This window comes from Novosphingobium gossypii (genome assembly GCF_050433305.1).
GTDB lineage: Bacteria > Pseudomonadota > Alphaproteobacteria > Sphingomonadales > Sphingomonadaceae > Novosphingobium > Novosphingobium gossypii.
On the sequence record NZ_JBNPXM010000001.1, the window covers coordinates 124,350 to 144,863 of the forward strand.

General features: G+C 65.3%; 17 protein-coding genes. 13 read left to right on the top strand and 4 right to left on the bottom strand.

Features of this window, described 5'->3' with window-relative positions; genetic code table 11:
* Positions 1–22: 22 nt before the first annotated feature.
* From GGR40_RS00685 to GGR40_RS00700, 4 genes are read right to left on the bottom strand one after another with little or no spacing between them, the layout of a single operon-like run.
* Positions 23–814: a TSUP family transporter gene (locus tag GGR40_RS00685; protein ID WP_429274276.1), complete on the bottom strand. Its 792-nt coding sequence runs from the start codon at positions 812–814 to the stop codon at positions 23–25.
* Positions 811–1,290: a transcription elongation factor GreB gene (greB, locus tag GGR40_RS00690; RefSeq protein ID WP_429274277.1), complete on the bottom strand. Its 480-nt coding sequence runs from the start codon at positions 1,288–1,290 to the stop codon at positions 811–813. Before greB ends, GGR40_RS00685 begins: the two co-directional genes overlap by 4 nt.
* A 52-nt stretch (positions 1,291–1,342) precedes the next feature.
* Positions 1,343–1,633 carry a hypothetical protein gene (locus tag GGR40_RS00695; RefSeq protein WP_429274278.1) on the bottom strand — a complete coding sequence of 97 codons (291 nt, stop codon included), beginning with the start codon at positions 1,631–1,633 and terminating at the stop codon, positions 1,343–1,345.
* 13 nt (positions 1,634–1,646) lie between these two features.
* Positions 1,647–3,626, bottom strand: a complete 1,980-nt coding sequence (locus tag GGR40_RS00700; protein ID WP_429274279.1) for a lytic transglycosylase domain-containing protein — start codon at positions 3,624–3,626, stop codon at positions 1,647–1,649.
* Positions 3,627–3,727: 101 nt separating this feature from the next.
* On the opposite strand from GGR40_RS00700, the gene dapA reads away from it, so the two are divergent.
* The 13 genes from dapA (at position 3,728) to GGR40_RS00765 (ending at position 20,477) form a co-directional block, all read left to right on the top strand.
* Positions 3,728–4,609, top strand: coding sequence for a 4-hydroxy-tetrahydrodipicolinate synthase (gene dapA / locus GGR40_RS00705; RefSeq protein WP_429274280.1), 882 nt, complete (start codon positions 3,728–3,730; stop codon positions 4,607–4,609).
* A 104-nt stretch (positions 4,610–4,713) separates the two neighbouring features.
* Complete coding sequence (gene smpB / locus GGR40_RS00710; RefSeq protein WP_429274281.1) at positions 4,714–5,196, top strand: SsrA-binding protein SmpB; 483 nt, start codon at positions 4,714–4,716, stop codon at positions 5,194–5,196.
* Between the two features lie 7 nt (positions 5,197–5,203).
* The gene (locus tag GGR40_RS00715; protein WP_429274282.1) at positions 5,204–5,791 is read left to right on the top strand and encodes a DUF2062 domain-containing protein; all 588 of its coding nucleotides are present in this window, start codon (positions 5,204–5,206) and stop codon (positions 5,789–5,791) included.
* The gene (locus GGR40_RS00720) at positions 5,788–8,235 is read left to right on the top strand and encodes a hybrid sensor histidine kinase/response regulator (RefSeq protein ID WP_429274283.1); all 2,448 of its coding nucleotides are present in this window, start codon (positions 5,788–5,790) and stop codon (positions 8,233–8,235) included. Before GGR40_RS00715 ends, GGR40_RS00720 begins: the two co-directional genes overlap by 4 nt.
* Positions 8,236–8,345: 110 nt before the next feature.
* Entirely contained in the window at positions 8,346–9,419 is a 1,074-nt protein-coding gene (gene recA / locus GGR40_RS00725; protein WP_429274284.1) for a recombinase RecA, read from the top strand.
* Between the two features lie 404 nt (positions 9,420–9,823).
* Positions 9,824–12,475, top strand: a complete 2,652-nt coding sequence (alaS, locus tag GGR40_RS00730) for an alanine--tRNA ligase (protein WP_429274285.1) — start codon at positions 9,824–9,826, stop codon at positions 12,473–12,475.
* Complete coding sequence (locus GGR40_RS00735; protein WP_429274286.1) at positions 12,472–12,963, top strand: hypothetical protein; 492 nt, start codon at positions 12,472–12,474, stop codon at positions 12,961–12,963. The genes alaS and GGR40_RS00735 overlap by 4 nt, the downstream gene beginning before the upstream one ends.
* Positions 12,956–13,903 (top strand): glutaminase, encoded by a 948-nt coding sequence (locus tag GGR40_RS00740; RefSeq protein WP_429274287.1) that lies wholly within the window; start codon positions 12,956–12,958, stop codon positions 13,901–13,903. The genes GGR40_RS00735 and GGR40_RS00740 overlap by 8 nt, the downstream gene beginning before the upstream one ends.
* Before the next feature lie 88 nt (positions 13,904–13,991).
* On the top strand, positions 13,992–15,017 hold the full coding sequence (locus GGR40_RS00745; protein ID WP_429274288.1) for an aspartate-semialdehyde dehydrogenase: 1,026 nt from the start codon (positions 13,992–13,994) through the stop codon (positions 15,015–15,017).
* Between the two features lie 78 nt (positions 15,018–15,095).
* A complete protein-coding gene (locus GGR40_RS00750) occupies positions 15,096–15,539 on the top strand; it encodes a GFA family protein (RefSeq protein ID WP_429274289.1) in 444 nt (147 codons plus the stop codon).
* Positions 15,540–15,567: 28 nt separating this feature from the next.
* A complete protein-coding gene (locus GGR40_RS00755) occupies positions 15,568–16,338 on the top strand; it encodes an alpha/beta fold hydrolase (RefSeq protein WP_429274290.1) in 771 nt (256 codons plus the stop codon).
* A 146-nt stretch (positions 16,339–16,484) separates the two neighbouring features.
* The gene (locus GGR40_RS00760) at positions 16,485–18,563 is read left to right on the top strand and encodes a putative bifunctional diguanylate cyclase/phosphodiesterase (RefSeq protein ID WP_429274291.1); all 2,079 of its coding nucleotides are present in this window, start codon (positions 16,485–16,487) and stop codon (positions 18,561–18,563) included.
* A 90-nt stretch (positions 18,564–18,653) separates the two neighbouring features.
* Positions 18,654–20,477, top strand: coding sequence for a M2 family metallopeptidase (locus GGR40_RS00765; RefSeq protein WP_429274292.1), 1,824 nt, complete (start codon positions 18,654–18,656; stop codon positions 20,475–20,477).
* Positions 20,478–20,514: the final 37 nt, after the last annotated feature.

The window sequence follows — 20,514 nt, forward strand, 5'->3', positions numbered from 1 at the left end:
GAGACGTGCAGCGCCGCCCGCTTCAAAACAGCGTCCAGATCGGATTTGCCGGATCGGACAGCAGCTTGACTGTCAGCGCGAACGACATGACCACCAGCAGCGGACGCACGCCCTTGCCGCCGTAGCGGATCGCCAGCCGCGCGCCGACCTGATTGCCCGCTACGTTGGCCACGGCCATCGCCGCGCCCAGCAGCCACAGCACCTTGCCCCCCGCGATCATCGCGGCCAGCCCGGCGACGTTGGTGGAAAGGTTCAGGAACTTGGTGTTGGCGATGGCCCGCACCAGCCCCAGACCGCCCAGCGCCACCAGCGCCGTGGTCAGGAAAGAACCGGTGCCGGGGCCGAAAAATCCATCGTAGAAGCCGATGCCGGTCGTCACCATGGTCAGGCCGACGCGGCCCATGCGCGCATGGCGGTCCACATCGCTCATCGGTGGAGCCAGCAGGAAATACAGCCCCATCGCGATCAGCAGCACCGGCACGAAGGCCGACAGGAACCTGGGATCGACGAACTGCACCGCAGTACCACCCGCCACCGAGCCGAGGAAGGCACCCAGCGCCGGAAGCGCGAAGGTCTTCAGATCGATGTGGCCCGCACGGTGGAACGTCAGGAAGGCGGAGGCCGTGCCGGTGGCGCTCTGCAGCTTGTTGGTTGCGATTGCCGATACCGGCGGGATGCCGGCGGCCATCAGCGCCGGGATCGTCAGCAGCCCGCCACCGCCGGCCAGCGCATCGATGCCCCCGGCCACGAAGGCGACTGCGATCAACAGCGCGAAAGTGTCGAGCCCGAGGTGGATCATTTCCGTGCCGATCATGGGTACTGCACCGCCATCACTTCCCACTCCTTCTCGCCCGAAGGCAGGCGCACCACGCGCAGATCGCCCACGGCAGCACCGCGCAGGGCGCGGGCGATGGGCGCACTCCAGCCGATGCGACCGGCGGAGGCATCCTGCTCGTCATCGCCGACGATGGTGAGGGTCAGGCGCTCGTCATCCTCGTCCGCCAGTTCGACGGTGGCGCCGAAGAACACCTTGCCGCGTTCGGTCTGGTCGGCGGGATCGACGACGCGCAGCGCCTTCATCCGCCGAGCCAGGAAGGCGAGTTCGCGGTCGATCTCGCGCATGCGCTTGCGGCCATAGAGATAGTCACCGTTTTCGGAACGGTCGCCATTGCCCGCCGCCCAGGACACGATCTCGACGATCTCTGGCCGTTCCTTGCCGAGCAGGTGGTCGTAGCGGGCGCGCAGGGCAGCCATGCCTTTGGGGGTGATCGGTGGACCGGCGGGTTTCATCGCCGCTGCTAGTAAGCGCAGTAAGACCGGAATTGAAGCGGCGTTTGACCAGCTATCGGCGTTTGACGAACCACGCCATCGTGCAGGTCGCAACCAGCGGACCGATCCAGTCGATCCACTGGTCCGGCTTGGTCCAGACCCTGAGGTCGAACGGTCCCCACCACGGCATGTTGGCGCGCCGGCCCTGGCCGAAATGCTCGATCCAGCGATATTCCGCCTGCGCCGCCTCGCGCCCGATGAAGTACGCACTGGCCAGCGCCGCCCCGGCCCACCAGTTGCCGGTCAGCCTGCCGACCAGTGCCTGGACGGCCAGCGCCAGCAGGGCATGTTCGACATAGTTCACGGTGCGGGGGCCGTCAGCCGGGCGACCGCTTGCCCGGCATCAGCTTGGACAGCTTGTTGGCGCCGTTGTAATCGGACTTTTCCGGGTACATCGTTTCATAGACGACGGCGTTTTCCAGCACGCGCTGCACGTAGTTCTTGGTTTCGAAGAAGGGGATCTGCTCGATCCAGTCGATCCAGTCCACGGCGCCGGTGCGCGGATCGCCGTTGGCGCGGATCCACTTGTTCACATTACCCGGACCGGCGTTGTAGGCGGCCACGGCCAGCGGCAGCGCACCGCCGAAATAATCGCGCACCCGGCGGAAATATCCGTCGCCCAGCTGCAGGTTGTAGGACGGATTGCTGATGAGCGCGTCCTGATCGTAGGCCAGCCCCATCTTGCCCGCCTGTTCGCGCGCGGTGCCGGGCATCAGCTGCATCAGCCCGCGCGCCCCTGCGGAACTCAGCGCGTTCTGGGCGAACTGGCTCTCCTGACGGGACAGGGCGTGGACCATCGTCCAGTCGGTACCCGGCGGGTTGGGCACCAGCGGGAACGAAATCTTGCCGAACTGGTCGAAGCCGCCTGCATGTGCGCTCTGCCCCATGATGACGGCAAGGTCGCGCCGCCCGATCTCCTTCGCCAGATCGGCGACCAGCACATAGTCCTCCGCCGTCTCGGCCTGGTTGGAGATTTCGCGGTAGAACTGGATGCCGGTGCGCCAGTCGGCATCGCGGGCCACATCGCGCACCGCCCGGGTGATCGGCAGGCTGGCGAAGGACGTGCGCTGCGCCGCCGAGGGCACGGCGCTGGGCCGGGTGTCGAGGTTGGGGATGGGCCGACCCAGCCGTTCGAGCGACAGCTGGCCGTAGAAATACTGCGGATACTGCGCCGCCATCTCGAAGTAGCGGTTCGCGCCCGCCATGTCGCCGCCCATCGCCAGCGCTCGGCCTGCCCAATAGAATCCCTTGGACCGGGTGCCGGGCGTCTGCGCGGCAGCGCCGTAGCGATAGAACAGCGGCGCCGCCTGACGCGGGTTGCGCAGCGACCACAGGGCCTTGGTCCCGCCCAGCCAGACCAGCGTCGTGTAATCGTCGCGCACGCGATACGACTGGCGGCTTACGTCGGTGCCGGGGGCGAAGGCATCGTCGATAGACGCGGCGATCCGCACGGCGCTGGCATCGTCGGCGCTCTTGGCGGCGGTCAGCAGTTCGCGCACCCATAGCTCGGGCTGCGGCACCGGCGAGGCCAGCGTAGGGCGGTTGGCGAGCAGGCTGATGGCGCCCGGAACGTTGCCCGACCGCCGCGCCTGCACCGCACGGTTGTAGATGTAGCCGGGGTTCGAGGCGACCGAAGGTGGCAGGCTCATCCCCAGCGTGCCGGGCTGGGAGCCCTGCAGCAGCGTCAGCCGCTCCATGAACTCGGCGCGTCGACCTGCGGACACGAACGAGATCTGCCGCTCCGCCTGCGCGGTCTCACCCTGCCACAGCAGTGCGTCCATGCGCGCGTCATGATCGGCGGCGGTGAACTGGTTGCGGTAGAGGCCAAGCAGCGCCGCTTCGTCGCTGTCGATCAGCGCGCCCTTGCGCCATGCGGCCACGGCATTGGTTGCGGCGTCGGCGCGGCGCATGGTGGCCAGCGCCACTGCATAGCGCCCCGTCGCACGGCTGCCGAGGGGGGCAAAGCGGTCGAAATAGCCGACTACGGCCTGCGGTGTCGGCGATTCGGTCAGCAGCGCCTTTTCCGCATAGCCGCGGATCTTGTCCTGCTGCGGGTATCCGGGATACGACAGCAGGAAACCGGTATAGGCGGCAAAGCCCATGCGATCGTTAGAGGACAGCAGCTTCCACCGGTCGATCGCCTGATGGACGTTCATGTCGTGAGCCTGCATCGACTGCGCCCTTGCGGCATCCCATTCGCGCCCGTCGGGGGTCACCGACTGCGCAAGTGCGGGAGAGGCCAGAACGGCGAAAGAAATGCTCAGCAGAAGGTGGGGTGCGCGCAACATGCTGGACATTTTCTCCGTAGGCTCCTTATCAGGCGCTGAACGTGACGTTCGGCAAGCGGGGTTGTTCCCGCCCCCGGGCGATCATTGAGCATCGCCAAGAGGTAAAGTCCATGTTTTCCGGCTCGATTCCCGCGCTTGTCACACCGTTTCGCGACGGGGCGTTCGACGAACAGGCTTTCCGGCGGCTGGTGGAATGGCAGATCGAATCGGGCTCGTCGGCACTGGTGCCCTGCGGCACGACCGGCGAAAACTCGACCCTGTCCAACGCCGAGCATCACCGCGTCATCGAAGTCTGCGTCGAGCAGGCGGCGGGCCGCGTGCCGATCATCGCCGGTTGCGGCAGCAACGACACGATGAACGCGCTGCTCCACATGAACTTTTCCAAGAAGTGCGGCGCCGCCGCCGCGCTGCTGGTCGCGCCCTATTACAACCGACCGAGCCAGGAGGGCCTGCTTGCCCATTTCAGCTATCTGGCGGAAAACAACGACCTGCCGATCGTGCTCTACAACGTGCCCGGTCGCACCGTGACGGACCTGCTGCCCGAAACCGTGTGCGAACTGGCGCGCCGCTTCCCGGACCGCTTCATCGCGATCAAGGACGCCAGCGGCGACCTGTCGCGCGTGACCGACCATCGCATGGGCATCGGCAAGCATTTCGTCCAGCTTTGCGGTGACGACGAACTGGCCCTGCCGTTCAACGCGGCGGGCGGCGTGGGCTGCATTTCGGTGACGGCCAACGTCGCGCCGGCGCTTTGCGCAGAGTTCCAGGCGGCCTGTGCGGCCAACGATCTGGAAAAGGCGCGCGAACTGAACGACCGGCTCTATCCGCTGCACTACGCCATGTTCGAGGACAGCTCGCCCGGCCCCTGCAAGTACGCTCTGGCGCAGGTGCACGACTGGATCGCCAACGAACTGCGCCTGCCGCTGGTGCCGTGCGGCCCCGCCGCTCGCAAGTCGGTGGACGAGGCACTGGTCCACGCCGGGCTGGTGTAGTTCGTTTCGGCGAATGCCGGCACGACGAATTCGGGGGCAGCGCGACGAAACCGGATCAAAGGGGCGTTTTCTTTTGCCCTGCTTGTCCCTACATGCGGCAGACTATGGCACGCCCTCAAAACTCCGTATTCGACAAGTTCAAGACCGTCGCCGAGAACCGCAAGGCCCGGTTCGACTATCACATAGAGGATAAGTTCGAGGCGGGGATCGCGCTGACCGGCACCGAAGTCAAGTCGCTGCGCTTCGGCGAAGGGTCGATCGCGGAATCCTTCGCCGAGATTCGCGGCGGAGAGTGCTGGCTGGTCAACGCCAACGTGCCCGAATTCAGCCACGGCAACCGCTTCAATCACACGCCCAAGCGGCCCCGCAAGCTGCTGCTGCACGAGCGCGAGATTTCCCGCCTGCAGGGCGCGGTTGAGCGCAAAGGCATGACCCTGGTGCCACTGTCGATCTACTTCAACAGCCGGGGCCGCGCCAAGGTCGAACTGGCGCTGGCCAAGGGCAAGAACGCGGCAGACAAGCGCCAGACCATCAAGGATCGCGACTGGAAGCGCGATCAGGCGCGCATCATGCGCGACCACGGGTAATTTGCGGGTGAGCGGTCTCCTGCACAAGCTGTCCGTGTTCCTGCATCGCCAGATGCCCACTCACGCCCAGCTTGAAGGGAATCGCTTTACCGCGCCCTTCGCCCGGCGACAGGAACTGTTCCGCTTCACCCGCCGCTCGGTTCCGGCAGGCATGGCCGTGGGCATGTTCGTGGGCATCTTCGCGCTGATACCGGGCGTGCAGATCGTCGGCGCAGCGCTGATGTGCGTGCCGTTTCGCGGCAACATCCCGCTCGCCGCCGCCGTCACCTTCGTCAGCAATCCGGCGACCACGCTGCTCATCATCCTGCCCCTGGCGGTCGCGATCGGCAACAGCTTCGGTTACCACGCAGACATCGCCACGGTGAACGCCATGGTGAAGAACGGCGCGGGGATCGACGAGTGGTGGCACTGGCTGCTGTCCGACACTGCGCCTGCCGTCGTCATCGGCCTGTTCATCCAGTCGATCATCGCCGCGGCCGTAAGCTATGTGCTGGCCGTCTGGTTCTGGCGCTGGTGGATCGGTCGCAAGCACCGCGCCCGCCGTCTGCGTCCTGCACGGGAAGCCACCCGATCGACCCCGGAAACGCCGGCATGAGCGCTCAGGCGCGCCAACCCGTCCTGCGCACCGATGTCGCCGTCGTCGTCGGCGCGCTCGTGTTCAGCGCCCTACTTGTCTGGGCGGTCTCGGGCGATGCCGTGCTCATGGGCGTGTTCATCGCCGCGATCCTCGCATTTGGGGCGGGTGCCTGGGCACTTTCCCGCCGCCGCGCGCCATCGGCAGAGGCCGAGTTCGCACAGCCTGACTGGTCCGTCACCGTCGCCGGGATCGAGCGTCCCGACATGGCTATCGCCGTCACCGACCGCGCCGGGCGGCTGACGTGCGCCAACTCCACCTTCGAGACATGGTTCGGCCCGGCCGCCGCTCCGCCCAGCCTGCCGGTCGTCTCAGCCTCGCTGGAACGGCTGGCCGATGCCACCCGCCGCGCCTGGCGTGACGGCCACGGCACCGCAGAGATCGTCAACGAAGACGGCGTCCACTGGCGGGCCGACGTGCGCCGCACCGGGCGGGGCGACGATTTCCTCGTCTGGCGAATCAGCACCGTTGGGGCCAGCGATCCGGTCGGCGAACTGGTGGCGCATCTGGACGGAAAGCTGGGTCGCGGCCTTGCCAAGGCTGGCATTGCCGCGGCGCTCGTCGATCCCGACGGCACCATCCGCGCCGCCAGCGCCGGTTTTGCCCTGCGTGCAACCGGAGACGCCGCCACCGACATGACCGGCGTCGACTTCGTCGCCCTGCTGGCACAGGAAGAAGGCGAACGGATCGGCTGGGCGCGCGAAGGCGGTCGCGGCGGGGCGCTCGTGCTCTACCACGTCCCGGTTGCCGACCCGGACCGCGCCGACGAAGCCGATCCCAACACCACGCCCTCGCTGATGCTGGTGGTGGAGGCGTCGCAGGGCATCGGCACCGGCGGCGGCGGCACCGGCGCCGCCCCGCACCTTGAGGCGCTGCTCAGCCAGTTGCCCCTCGGCCTCGCCATGGCCGACCGCGACGGGCGGCTGCTGTTCGCCAACCCCGCCTTCATGCGCGCTGCGGGGCAGGAAGGGCAGGAGCCGCCGACGTATCCGACCGATCTTGTCGTCAAGGAGGACAAGCGCCCGCTATCCGAGGCCATCCGCCGCTTTGCGCAAGGGCCGGCCGCTGCAGGCGACCTTGCGATTCGCTTGACCAGCCAGCCCGACGATCCGGTGTCGCTCAGCCTTGCCGGCGTGCGCGGCCTCGGCGAGGCGGCAGTGCTGCTCGGCCTCACCGATACCTCCGAAGAGATGCGCCTCAAGCGGCAGGTCGCGCAGGCCACCAAGATGCAGGCGGTCGGCCAGCTGGCAGGCGGCGTCGCGCACGATTTCAACAACGTGCTCACCGCGATCCTGGGCACCTGCGACCTCATGCTGATGCGCCATACGCCCGGCGATTCGGACTATGACGACATCCAGCAGATCCGCGCCAACTCCAACCGCGCGGCCTCGCTGACCCGGCAACTGCTCGCCTTCTCGCGCCAGCAGACGCTACGGCCCGAAGTGATCCAGGTGCCCGACGTCGTCGCCGACGTGTCGCAGATGCTGCGCCGTCTGATCGGCGAGAAAATCCAGCTCGTCGTCACGCATGACCGTGATCTTGGCCCCGTCCGCGCCGACCCGACCCAGCTGGAGCAGGTCATCGTCAACCTGTGCGTCAACGCGCGTGATGCGATGCAGTCGCGCGGTGATGGTGCGGGCCGCCTGACGCTTGCCACCCGCCGCGTGACCACCACGGACGTGCGCGCGATGCGCTCGGAAATCATCCCGGCGGGGGAATACACCGCGCTCATTGTCGAGGATACCGGCGGCGGCATTCCGCCGGAGATTCTCGGCAAGATCTTCGAACCGTTCTTCACCACCAAGGAACAGGGCAAGGGCACCGGCCTTGGCCTGTCGACGGTCTACGGCATCGTCAAGCAGTCGGGCGGCTTCATCTTCGCCGAAAGCGAAACGCCGCAGGCGGGCAGGACCGGCGGCACGCGCTTCACCGTCTATCTGCCGGTCCACCATGCCGCGCCCGGCAGCGTGCCGGACCGCGCGGCGAACACCCCCGCCCCGCCGCCGACGCAGTGGGCGGGCGGCGGCTCGATCCTGCTGGTGGAGGACGAGGATCCCGTCCGCATCGTCGCCGAACGCGCGCTGACCCGGCAGGGCTATCAGGTTACCTGTGCCCGCGACGGCGAAGAGGGCCTGGAACTGGTGGAAGAGGGCGGCCAGTTCGACCTTGTCGTGTCAGACGTCGTCATGCCTACGCTCGACGGTCCGGCCATGGCGCGCGAGATTCGCCGGTTCGCCCCGGACCTGCCGGTACTGTTCATGTCCGGCTATGCCGAGGAACAGCTGCGCAAGCAGATCGGCATCGCCAACGCCTGGTTCATGCCCAAGCCGTTCTCGGTACAGCAGCTTTCCGAAAAAGTCGGGGAAGTTCTGGCGCAGACCGCTCAGGGCGGAATTGGGCGTTAAAAAACGGAAATCTGCCGAAGTTCCCCTCTTGTTCTCCGTGAACGGAACGGGTACACGTCTGGATGTGACGTTGACCTTTCCGGTCACGCCGGTAGCAGGAGGGTAGTGACATGGCTGCTCAGCTCAAGCTGATCCAGGAAGGCAAGGAAAAGGAATCGATGGACCGTCAGAAGGCGCTCGAAGCCGCGCTTGCGCAGATCGACAAGGCGTTCGGCAAGGGCTCTGCGATGAAGCTGGGCTCGAAGGAGGCCATGCAGGTCGAAGCGATCTCCACCGGCTCGCTCGGCCTCGATATCGCGCTCGGCGTCGGCGGCCTGCCGCGCGGCCGCGTGATCGAAATCTATGGCCCGGAAAGCTCGGGCAAGACCACGCTGGCGCTGCACTGCATCGCCGAAGCGCAGAAGACCGGTGGCACCGCTGCATTCATCGATGCCGAACACGCGCTCGATCCGGTCTATGCCAAGAAGCTGGGCGTCAACATCGACGAACTGATCGTCTCGCAGCCGGACACCGGTGAGCAGGCGCTGGAAATCACCGATACGCTGGTCCGCTCGAACGCCATCGACGTTCTGGTGGTCGATTCGGTCGCCGCGCTCGTTCCCCGCGCCGAAATCGAAGGCGAGATGGGCGACAGCCACGTTGGCCTTCAGGCCCGCCTGATGAGCCAGTCGCTGCGCAAGCTGACCGGCTCGATCAGTCGTTCGCGCTGCATGGTGATCTTCATCAACCAGCTGCGCATGAAGATCGGCGTGATGTACGGCAACCCCGAGACGACGACGGGCGGCAACGCGCTCAAGTTTTACGCCTCGGTCCGCCTCGACATTCGCCGCACCGGTGCGATCAAGGACCGCGACGAAGTCGTTGGCAACGCCACCCGCGTCAAGATCGTCAAGAACAAGGTCGCCCCGCCGTTCAAGCAGGTCGAATTCGACATCATGTATGGCGAAGGCGTATCGAAGATCGGCGAAATCCTCGACCTTGGCGTCAAGGCCGGCCTCGTCGAGAAGTCGGGGGCGTGGTTCAGCTACGATTCGATCCGCATCGGTCAGGGGCGTGAAAACGCCAAGACCTACCTCAAGACCAACCCCGAAGTCTGCGATCGCCTTGAAAAGGCCATCCGCGCCAAGACCGAAGGCTTGGCCGAAGAGATGATGGTCGGGCCTTCCGAGGAAGACGACAACTGATCAGGCTTGAAGCCCCGGCAGCAATGTCGGGGCTTTTCGTTTCAGGAAGTGAGGCGGATCAAAGGTGGGACAAGGCGAGAATGGCCCCGGTCACGGCAATGGCGGCGCCAAAGCCAAACTGGAGTGGATTGGTCAGCAGCCGCAAGGGCAGGGCGAGCGCGTGTTCGATCTTGGACATGCAGTGAAAATAAGTCTGGCGGTGCCGGATTACGCGCGCACAAATCTGCTAACAGTCATGCAATTTGCTGCACACCGACCTTTCCCGGCGTCCGGCTAGGCGGCTTTCGCCACGTCACCGAGCCGCCACTATGGTGCAAAAACCCGCTCGTCATCGCAAATCCCGACCAGTCTGACCGCAGACTCCCGCTTGCCGCCGCGCGCGGTGTCCATTATCGGCGCAAACCATGCACACGACGAACGAAATCCGCCGGTCATTCCTCGACTACTTCGCCAGCAATGGTCATGAGGCCGTCCAGTCTGCGCCGCTCGTTCCTTACAACGACCCGACGCTGATGTTCGTGAACGCCGGCATGGTGCCTTTCAAGAATGTGTTCACGGGCCTCGAAACCCGCAGCACGCCGCGCGCCACTTCGTCGCAGAAGTGCGTCCGCGCGGGCGGCAAGCACAACGACCTCGACAACGTCGGCTATACCGCACGCCATCACACGTTCTTCGAAATGCTCGGCAATTTTTCGTTCGGCGATTACTTCAAGGAGCAGGCGATCACCCATGCGTGGACGCTGCTGACGAAGGAATGGGGCCTGCCGCTCGATAAGCTGCTGGTCACCGTCTACCACACCGACGACGAAGCGTTCGACTTGTGGAAGAAGATCGCGGGCCTGCCCGAACAGAAGATTATCCGCATCCCCACCAAGGACAACTTCTGGGCGATGGGCGATGAAGGCCCTTGCGGCCCATGCTCGGAAATCTTCTTCGACCATGGCGACCACATCTGGGGCGGACCGCCGGGATCACCGGAGGAGGACGGCGACCGCTTCATCGAGATCTGGAACCTGGTGTTCATGCAGTTCGAGCAGGCGGCGGGCGAAATCGTCGGCAACCTGCCCAAGCCCTCGATCGACACCGGCATGGGGCTGGAGCGTATCTCCGCCGTCATGCAGGGCGTGCATGACAATTACGACATCGACACCTTCAAGGCGCTGATCGCGGCGTCGGAAAGCCTCACCGGCGTGGCCGCCGAAGGTGATAGCCGCGCCAGCCACCGCGTCATCGCGGATCATTTGCGCTCGACCAGCTTCCTGCTGGCTGACGGGGTGCTGCCGTCGAACGAAGGCCGCGGCTATGTTCTGCGCCGCATCATGCGCCGCGCGATGCGTCATGCGCATCTGCTGGGCGCGCGCGATCCGCTGATGCACCGCCTGGTGCCTGCGCTGGTCGCCGAGATGGGCCAGGCCTATCCGGAGCTAGGCCGCGCGCAGCCGCTGATCGAGGAAACGCTGGAGCGCGAGGAAATCCAGTTCCGCCGCACTCTGTCGAACGGCCTCAAGCTGCTGGACGAGGCAACCGTCGGCATGGCCGAGGGTGGCGAACTTCCCGGTGAAACCGCGTTCAAGCTCTACGACACGTTCGGCTTCCCTTACGATCTGACAGAGGATGCGTTGCGTTCGCGCGGGATCGCCGTCGACAAGGCGGGCTTCGACGCCGCCATGGCGCAGCAGAAAGCCGCCGCGCGTGCCGCGTGGAAGGGGTCGGGTCAGGCTGCTGACAGCGAAGTGTGGTTCGATATCGCCGAGCGCGAGGGCGCCAGCGAATTTACCGGCTATACCTCCACCACCGGCGAAGGCCAGGTCGTGGCGCTGGTAAAGGACGGCCGGGAGGTGCAGTCTGCCGGTGCGGGTGACGCTGTCGTCGTGCTAACCAACCAGACCCCGTTCTACGGCGAATCCGGCGGTCAGGAAGGCGATCGCGGTACGATTGCCGGGGCCAACGGCCTCAAGATCGCCGTAGTCGATACCGCCAAGCCGCTGGGCCGCCTGCATGCGATGAGCGGCACCGTGGAAGCGGGCACGATCAAGGTCGGCGATGCCGTTGCGATGACTGTGGACGTCGAGCGCCGCGATGCGGTGCGCGCCAACCACTCGGCGACGCACCTGCTGCATGCGGCGCTGCGCAATCGGCTGGGCGATCATGTCACCCAGAAGGGTTCGCTGGTTGCCGCCGACCGTCTGCGCTTCGACTTCTCGCACCCCAAGGCGCTGACCGAGGAAGACATTGCCGCGATCGAGGCCGAGGTGAACTCGGAAGTTCGTGCCAATGAGCAGGTTCTGACCCGTCTGATGACGCCCGACGACGCCATTTCTGCAGGCGCGATGGCACTGTTCGGCGAAAAATACGGCGACGAAGTGCGCGTGCTGTCGATGGGCCGCAGCTCCGGCGAACGCACGTATTCGGTGGAACTTTGCGGCGGCACGCACGTGCGCGCTACCGGCGACATCGGCGTCTTCCGCATCGTTTCGGAAAGCGCCGTATCTTCGGGTGTTCGCCGCATCGAGGCCATGACCGGCGAAGGTGCGCGCCAGTGGCTGGTTGCCCGCGAGGATGCGCTCAAGAACGCCGCAAGCCTGCTGCGCACTACGCCCGAGGACGTTGAAGCCCGCGTTGCCGCGCTGCTGGACGAGCGCCGCAAGCTGGAACGCGAACTGGCAGAAGCGAAGAAGGCGCTTGCGCTCTCTGGTGGCGGCGGGGCGAAGGCAGAGGCTGCGGATGAAGAGGTCAACGGCGTCAAGTTCTCCGGTCAGGTGCTGGAAGGACTGGACCCCAAGGAACTGCGCGGACTGCTCGATCAGGCCAAGCAGCGGCTGGGTGCGGGCGTTGCCGTCATCGTCGCGGTGAACGAGGGCAAGGCGAGCATCGCCGCTGCCGTTACCGAGGACCTGACCGGTACCGTCAGCGCGGTCGAACTCGTCCGCAAGGGCGTTGAGGCGCTGGGCGGTAAGGGCGGCGGTGGCCGCGCCGACATGGCGCAGGGCGGCGGCCCCGATGGCGACAAGGCGGCGGACGCCATCGCGGCGGTCAAGGCGGCGCTGGCGGGGTGATCCTGCGGGAGAACGCCCGCAAGGCCCTTGCCCTGACCGGCTGTGGGCTGTGGCTGGCGTCCTCCCTCATGCCGCTGTTCGGCGGCGGCGCAAAGCATGAGGTCGAATGCCGGGGGCGGGAGCCGCCGGTTGGCGGGTTCGATGCCTGCTTCAACGACTATATTCCCGTCTTGGAACTGGCGGCACCGGTCTTCGCGGTGCCGCTGCTGTTCCTGTTCGGCTCTTTCGCCATGGCGGTATGGGCGCCGCCACCGAAACTGCGACGCCATGCCTGGCGGCTTGCGCCAAGGGCGGGATCGGCTGCCTATCATCCGAACTTTGCTGTCTGTTGCATGGCCGGGGCCGCGTGGTGCCTGTGGCGGGCATGGCTTTATCCTCTGGACCGCCTGACTTTGCCGTACATGGGCTTCTGGATTGTCTTCGCGATGTGGTTCGCAGGGGCGGCGGTCATCTGCCGGCAGGATGCAAACGGTGCCGACGATGCCTGATACAGAAACCCTCGATCTGGGCGCGATCGTCACGGCGATCGCCGCGGAGATGCAGGCAGAAACGGAGCGCGGCACCGTGGCCTCCTACATCCCGCCGCTGGCGCAGGTGCCGGTCGGGAAATTCGGCATCGCGGTGGTCCTGGCGGACGGCGCCGTGCACATCGGCGGGGATGCGGACGAAGCATTTTCCATCCAGTCCATCTCCAAGGTGTTCGCGCTGACACTGGCGCTGGGCGCAGTAGGCGACCAGTTGTGGAGCCGGGTGGGGCGCGAACCGTCCGGCAGCGCGTTCAACTCCATCGTGCAACTGGAGACCGAGCAGGGCATTCCGCGTAATCCCTTTATCAACGCCGGGGCGATCGTGGTGTGCGACGTGCTGCTGGGCCGGTTGCAGCCGCGCGAGGCGATCGGCCAGATGCTGCGCTTCGTGCGGGAACTGGCTGGCGACGACGACACCATCGGCATCGACGGAACGGTTGCCCGCGCCGAGCAGGAAACGGGTTTTCGCAATATTGCGCTCGCCAATTACATGCGCGCCTTCGGCAACATCCGGGGCGAGACGGGGCTGGTGCTGGGCACCTATTTCCATTTCTGCGCGCTGGCGATGAGTTGCCGGCAGCTGGCCATGGCGGGCCGGTTCCTGATGGGCGGCGGGCGTGTGGATGGCCACAGGGTGATTACCGAGAAGCGCGCGCGGCGCATCAATGCGTTGATGATGTCCTGCGGGCACTACGACAATTCCGGCGATTTCGCCTACCGCATCGGCCTGCCGGGCAAGTCGGGCGTGGGCGGCGGCATCCTGGCGGTGGCGCCGGGCATAGCCAGCATCGCGGTATGGTCGCCGGGGTTGAACGAGGCAGGCAATTCGCATCTCGGGCAGCTGGCGCTGGAACGCCTGGTGCAGCGGACAGGCTGGTCCGTTTTCGAGCCGAGAGGGTGACGCGGGTTGCCCTGAGCGGCGCGGGCGGGTAACCCGCCGGGCGTGTCGGCGCCCGCGTGTCCGGGTGCGTCTGCAAAAGGAATTTGCCATGGGTTACCGGGTTGTCGTCGTCGGTGCGACGGGGAATGTCGGCCGCGAAGTGCTGAACATTCTGGCAGAGCGCGAATTCCCGGCGGACGAGATCGCCGCCGTCGCGTCTTCGCGTTCGGTCGGCACCGAGATCGAGTATGGCGACACAGGCCGCATGCTCAAGGTGAAGAACGTCGAGCATTTCGACTTCACCGGATGGGACATCGCGCTGTTCGCGGCGGGTTCCGCAGCCACCAAGGTCTATGCGCCCAAGGCAGCATCGCAGGGCTGTGTGGTGATCGACAATTCCTCGCTTTACCGCATGGACCCGGACGTGCCGCTGATCGTGCCTGAAGTGAACCCCGAGGCGATCGACGGGTACAAGGCGCGCAACATCATCGCCAATCCCAACTGCTCCACCGCGCAGATGGTGGTGGCGTTGAAGCCGCTGCACGACAAGGCCAAGATCAAGCGCGTGGTCGTGTCCACGTACCAGTCGGTTTCGGGTGCGGGCAAGGCAGGCATGGACGAACTGTTCGAGCAGAGCCGCGCGATCTTCGTCGGCGATCCGGTCGACGCGAAGAAGTTCACCAAGCAGATCGCCTTCAACGTGATCCCGCACATCGACGTCTTCCTGGACGATGGCTCCACCAAGGAAGAGTGGAAGATGGTGGTGGAGACCAAGAAGATCCTCGACCCGAAGATCAAGGTGCAGGCCACCTGCGTTCGCGTGCCGGTCTTCGTCGGCCACTCAGAATCGCTCAACATCGAGTTCGAGGACGAGATCAGCGCCGAGGAAGCACAGGACATCCTGCGCGAGGCGCCGGGCGTGATGCTCGTCGACAAGCGCGAGGATGGCGGATACGTCACGCCTGTGGAGGCCGTGGGCGACGGTGCCACTTACGTCAGCCGCGTGCGCGAGGATTCGACCGTTGAGAACGGTCTGGCGCTGTGGTGCGTATCGGATAACCTGCGCAAGGGCGCGGCGCTGAATGCGGTGCAGATCGCCGAACTGCTGGGCCGCCGCCACCTGAAGAAGGGCTGAGTTCCGAGGGAGCGCGGTCGAAGCCGATCGGCCCGCTCCCCCTTCCACAAGTCCGCGCATCGCGGTACGCTGACGGGCATGAGCACCTCCATGACCGGCGGCTGCCAATGTGGCCGCATCCGATATCGCGCGCAGGTCGAGCCGGACAAGGCGTACTTGTGCCACTGCTCCATGTGCCGGCGCGCGACGGGCGGGGTGTCCATCGCCTTCGTCAACGCGCCGCTGTCCGGCGTATGCTGGGAGGCGGAGCCGGACTGGTATCGCTCCTCTCCCATCGCGCACCGACCTTTCTGTTCGCGCTGTGGCACGCCGCTGGGCTTTGCCTTTCTGGATGGCGAGAACATCGACCTGACGGTGGGCAGCTTCGACGATCCCACGCCGTTCCGCCCCAGCCAGAACTACGCCACCGAAAGCATGTTGACGGCATGGACCGACGTGCGGCACTTGCCCGGCATGACCAGCGCCGAGAACCCCGGCGTTACGGACAGGTGGAAAGCCGCAGGGCTTGAGCCGCCTGCGTAGAACGGCCCGATAGAAAGCGAGTTTGCCCGTGAGCGAAGTGAAGACCGAATTCGTCGAAGGTTTCGGCGGCGCGAAGCTTGCCCTGCACACGATGAAGGCTTCCGGCGGTGAGGGGGCTGGCAGGCCGCTGGTGCTGCTGCACGGACTGTTTTCCAGCGCCGAGGTGAACTGGATCAAGTTCGGCAATGCGCGGATTCTGGCCGATGCGGGGTTCGACGTGTTCATGCCCGACTTGCGCGCGCATGGACAGAGCGACGGCCCGCACGATCCTGCTGCCTATCCGTCGGACGTGCTGGTGCGCGATCTCAAGGCGGTGATCGCGGCACTGGAGCTGTCCGATTTCGACCTTGGCGGTTTCTCTCTGGGCGCGCGCACGGCGGTTCGCGGAGTGCTGGCGGGGCTGGCGCCGCAGCGACTGGTGTTGGGGGGAATGGGATTGACGGGGCTGTCCGGCTGGGCTCGCCGCAGCGCCCATTTCGTCGATGCGATAGATCGTTTCGGTACCATCGAGCGGGGCGACAAGGCGTTCGTCGCGCAGGCCTTCATGAAGACGATGAAGATCGACCGGGTTGCGGCGCGGCTGCTGCTCGGCTCGGTGGACGACACCGCCCCCGATGCCATCGCCCAAGTGCCGATGCCGACGCTTTGCGTGTGCGGCGTTGACGATCGCGACAACGGCTCCGCCCCGGAACTGGCGGAGGCGCTGCCGCAGGGTAGGTATGCCGAAGTCCCCGGCAATCACATGTCGTCGGTGACGTTCAAGGACATGGGAAGGGCGATCGCTGCATTTCTGGGCTAAGGCACCGGCGCCGTGATTGTTACAGTTAAATGACAGATGTTGCGCGTAAGATGTTCAGAACGTTATAAAATTCTTAGGGAATCATCCTTAACGACACAGCCCGAACGGACGGAATGTAAATTCCCACGTAATCGGGTGACAGAATCTTGAACCAGAAATCGAAGTTCGGGCGCATGTTCGCGTCGCTTGAAACGCGCCTGATAAGCGCCCTGGCGCTGATCGCCACGCTCACTCTGGTGCTCCAGTTCGTTACGCAGCACGAAGCCTATGCCCTGAAGGAACAGACCGACGCGCTGATCCATGCGTCGGCGGTAGCGGAGAACGCCGACCAGTTTTCAGCCGCCGTGGACAAGCTGCGCATGGCGACCAATCGGGGGCTTGCCGCGCGGGGCGGGAGTGACGAACTGACCGATCTGGCGATCGGCCTCGACGATCAGCTTGGGCGCCTGCGCAGCAGCGGCATGACGATCTACGGATCGTCCCAGGCGGACAACCCGTTTGCCGATCTCGACCGGCACATCGCCGAAATCGTTGCTATCCAGAACGGTCGGGAAGCCGGAAGCGGCCTGATCGCGCGGGTAGAGGCGCGCAACGCCGCGATGGTCGCCTATGCCGGGAACATCGTCAGCCGCGCCCATGCGCAGCGGCAGGAAGCGGCGGCAGGGTTCGTGGCTTCTGTCAGCCGCTGGCAACTGCTGGTGATCGCCACGGGCCTTGTAACCATGCTGGTCGTGCTGCTGGCGCTGTTCGACATCATGCGCAACATCCTGCCGTCGATGCGGCGGATGCACGGTGCGCTTCAGGCGCTGGCGAACGGCGATCTGGACGTGACGATAGAGGAATTCCGGCTCAAGGAACTGAAGGCGCTGTCCAACTCGCTGGAAACCTTCCGCCGCAATGCCAAGGCGGTGAAGAACCTTGCCTTCAGCGATCCGGCGACGGGCATGCCCAACCGCCGGGCGTTCCAGGAACGAGTCGGCAAACTGACGGCGGTGGGCGCCGGCAGTTTTGCCTTCATGGTCATCGACATCGACCGCTTCAAGCACATCAACGATGACTATGGCCATGCCGCAGGAGACGAACTGGTGGGCCTGATCGGTGGCCGCGTGAAGGCGTTGCTGGGCGACGAATGCGTGGTGGCCCGCGTCGGCGGCGACGAGTTCGCGGTATGCTTGCCACTAGCTGGGAGGGATAACGGCATCGCGGTCGCATCCGACATCGTCGATGCAGTGCGCCAACCTTTCAGTCTGGGCGAATACGCGGTGGTCGTCACCGTATCCATGGGCGTCGTCGATATCGATGCGGTGGACTGCGAGGACATCGACGACGTGCTGCGCAAGGCCGACATGGCGCTTTACGCATCCAAGAAGAACGGTCGCAACTGTGCCACCGCGTTCGATCAGACGATGGCGCAGGAGAGGGCCGTGGACCGCGCGCTGGAAAAGGATCTGGAACTGGCGTTCGAACGCGACCAGCTGCGGATGGTCTACCAGCCGATCCACTCCATGGTGGATGACGTGCGCGAAGTGGAAGCGCTGGTGCGCTGGCGCCATCCGGAGCTGGGCGACGTTCCGCCGTCCACCTTCATCCCTGCGGCCGAACGCAGCGGGCTGATGGTTCGGCTGGGTGAATGGATCATCAGGCGCGCGCTGGCGGATTTCGCGCAGTGGCCCGACATGCACCTCAGCCTGAACCTGTCGCCGGTGCAGTTGCAGCATGAAGGGTTCAGCGGGTTCCTGCTGCAATGCTGCCGAGACAGCGGAATTCCGCCCCACCGGCTGTTTCTGGAAGTGACCGAATCGCTGTCGATCGAGCGCAACACGCGGGCGCTGCTGACGCTCAACCTGCTGCGCACGCTGGGTTTCCGCATTGCGCTGGACGATTTCGGCACCGGCTATTCCTCGCTCTCGATGGTCAAGAGCTTCAAGTTCGACCGCATGAAGCTGGACCGCAGTCTGGTGATGGACCTGGGGCAGGATCCGGCCTCCGTCGCGGTTCTGGAAGCGGCGGTGACGATGGCGCGGCATGTGGGCGCCGAAGTAGTCGCGGAAGGCATCAGCGAAGCCCATCTGATCGGCGCAACCCGCTCGGCAGGCTGCACCCACTTGCAGGGGTACTACTACAGCAAGCCGATCGAGGCGGGCGAAGTCCTGGGCTACTTCGCGAACGTGGACGATGGCGCGACGAACGATCAGGCCGAGGAAGGGCTTGCGCAAGTCGCCTGAACGGATGGTGGAAAGCCCGTGGGGGGAGTTGATCTGGCGGCGGGCTGGCCTAGTGTCTGCGGTATAAGAAAAGTTCAGGAAGGTTCCCCCATGAAATTCGCATCCACCGCCCTTGCTGCGCTGGCCGCCGGCCTTTCGTTCGCTGCGATCCCCGCCTATGCGCAGGACTATCCGCAGACCCCGGAGGGCGCGGCCAGGTTCATCGCCGATGCCGAGAAGGATCTGTCCGACTTCTCGCTGGGCAACAACCAGGTGAACTGGGTCAACTACACCTACATCACCGAGGATACCGATGCGCTGGCGGCGAAGTCGAATGGCGACCTCACCGAAAAGCAAGTGAAGTACGCGGTGGAGGCGGCGAAGTTCGCGAAAGTGCCCGGCCTCAATGCCGACGTTGCGCGAAAGCTGGGCATTCTGCGGCAGGGCATCGTCCTGCCCGCGCCCAACACCCCCGGCGCGGCGGCGCAGCTGAGCGAGATCACCACGCGCCTGTCCTCCGCCTACGGCAAGGGCAAGGGCACGCTTGGCGGCAAGCCGGTCAACGGCTCCGACATCGAAGCGGAAATGGGCAATCTGCAGCACACCCCGGCCGAATTCGCCGAGATGTGGACGACCTGGCACGACAATGTCGGCGCGCCGATGAAGGGCGACTACGCGAAGATGGTCGGCATCGCCAATCAGGGCGCGAAGGAGCTTGGCTATGCCGACGTCGGCGCCATGTGGCGGTCCGGCTACGACATGACGCCCGAACAGTTCGCAGCGGAAACGCAGCGTCTGTGGGAAGAGACCAAGCCGCTTTACCTCGCCTTGCATACATACGTGCGCCGCAAGCTGAACGAGAAGTATGGCGATGCCGTGCAGCCCCGCAGCGGGCCGATCCGCGCCGACCTCTTGGGCAACATGTGGGCGCAGGAATGGGGCAACGTATACCCGCTGGTGGCTCCGCAGGGCGCGGGCGATCTGGGCTACGACATAGGCGACCTGCTTAAGACGCAGGGCAAGAAGCCGCTGGACATGGTGAAGGCGGGCGAAGGGTTCTATTCCTCGCTGGGCTTCGATCCGCTGCCGGGGACGTTCTGGACCCGATCGATGATCACCAAGCCCGCAGACCGCGAAGTGATCTGCCATGCCTCGGCCTGGGACGTCGATAACAAGGACGACATTCGCATCAAGATGTGCACGAAGGTCAATTCGGAAGACTTCGTCACGATCCACCACGAACTGGGCCACAACTACTACCAGCGCGCCTACAACAGGCAGCCGTTCCTGTACCTCAACGGCGCGAACGACGGCTTCCACGAAGCGATCGGCGACTTCATCGCGCTGTCGATCACGCCGCAGTACCTTGTGGACATCGGCCTGCTGGACAAGAACAAGGTGCCCGGCGCCGACAAGGACATCGGCCTGCTGCTACGCCAGGCGATGGACAAGGTGGCGTTCCTGCCCTTCGGCCTGATGATCGACCGCTATCGCTGGGGCATCTTCGACGGCTCGATCCAGCCTGCCGACTACAACAAGGCGTGGACCAAGATGCGCCTCGACTATCAGGGCATCACCCCGCCCTCGGCACGGCCGGACGACGGGTTCGACGCCGGTGCCAAGTTCCACGTACCGGGCAACACGCCCTATACGCGCTACTTCCTGGCCCGGATCCTGCAGTTCCAGTTCTATCAGGCCGCATGCAAGCAGGCCGGGTGGAAGGGGCCGCTGCACCGCTGCAGCTTCTATGGCAACAAAAAGGTCGGCGAGAACCTGAACCGGATGCTGGCGATGGGCCAGTCGAAGCCGTGGCCCGAAGCGCTGAAAACCTTCACCGGCTCCCCGCAGATGAGCGCCAAGCCGATGCTGGACTACTTCGCGCCCCTCAAGAAGTGGCTCGATGCGCAGAACAAGGGCGAAAAGTCCGGCTGGTGAGACCAGGCAGGCCGACCATGCCATACGCGGCATGGTC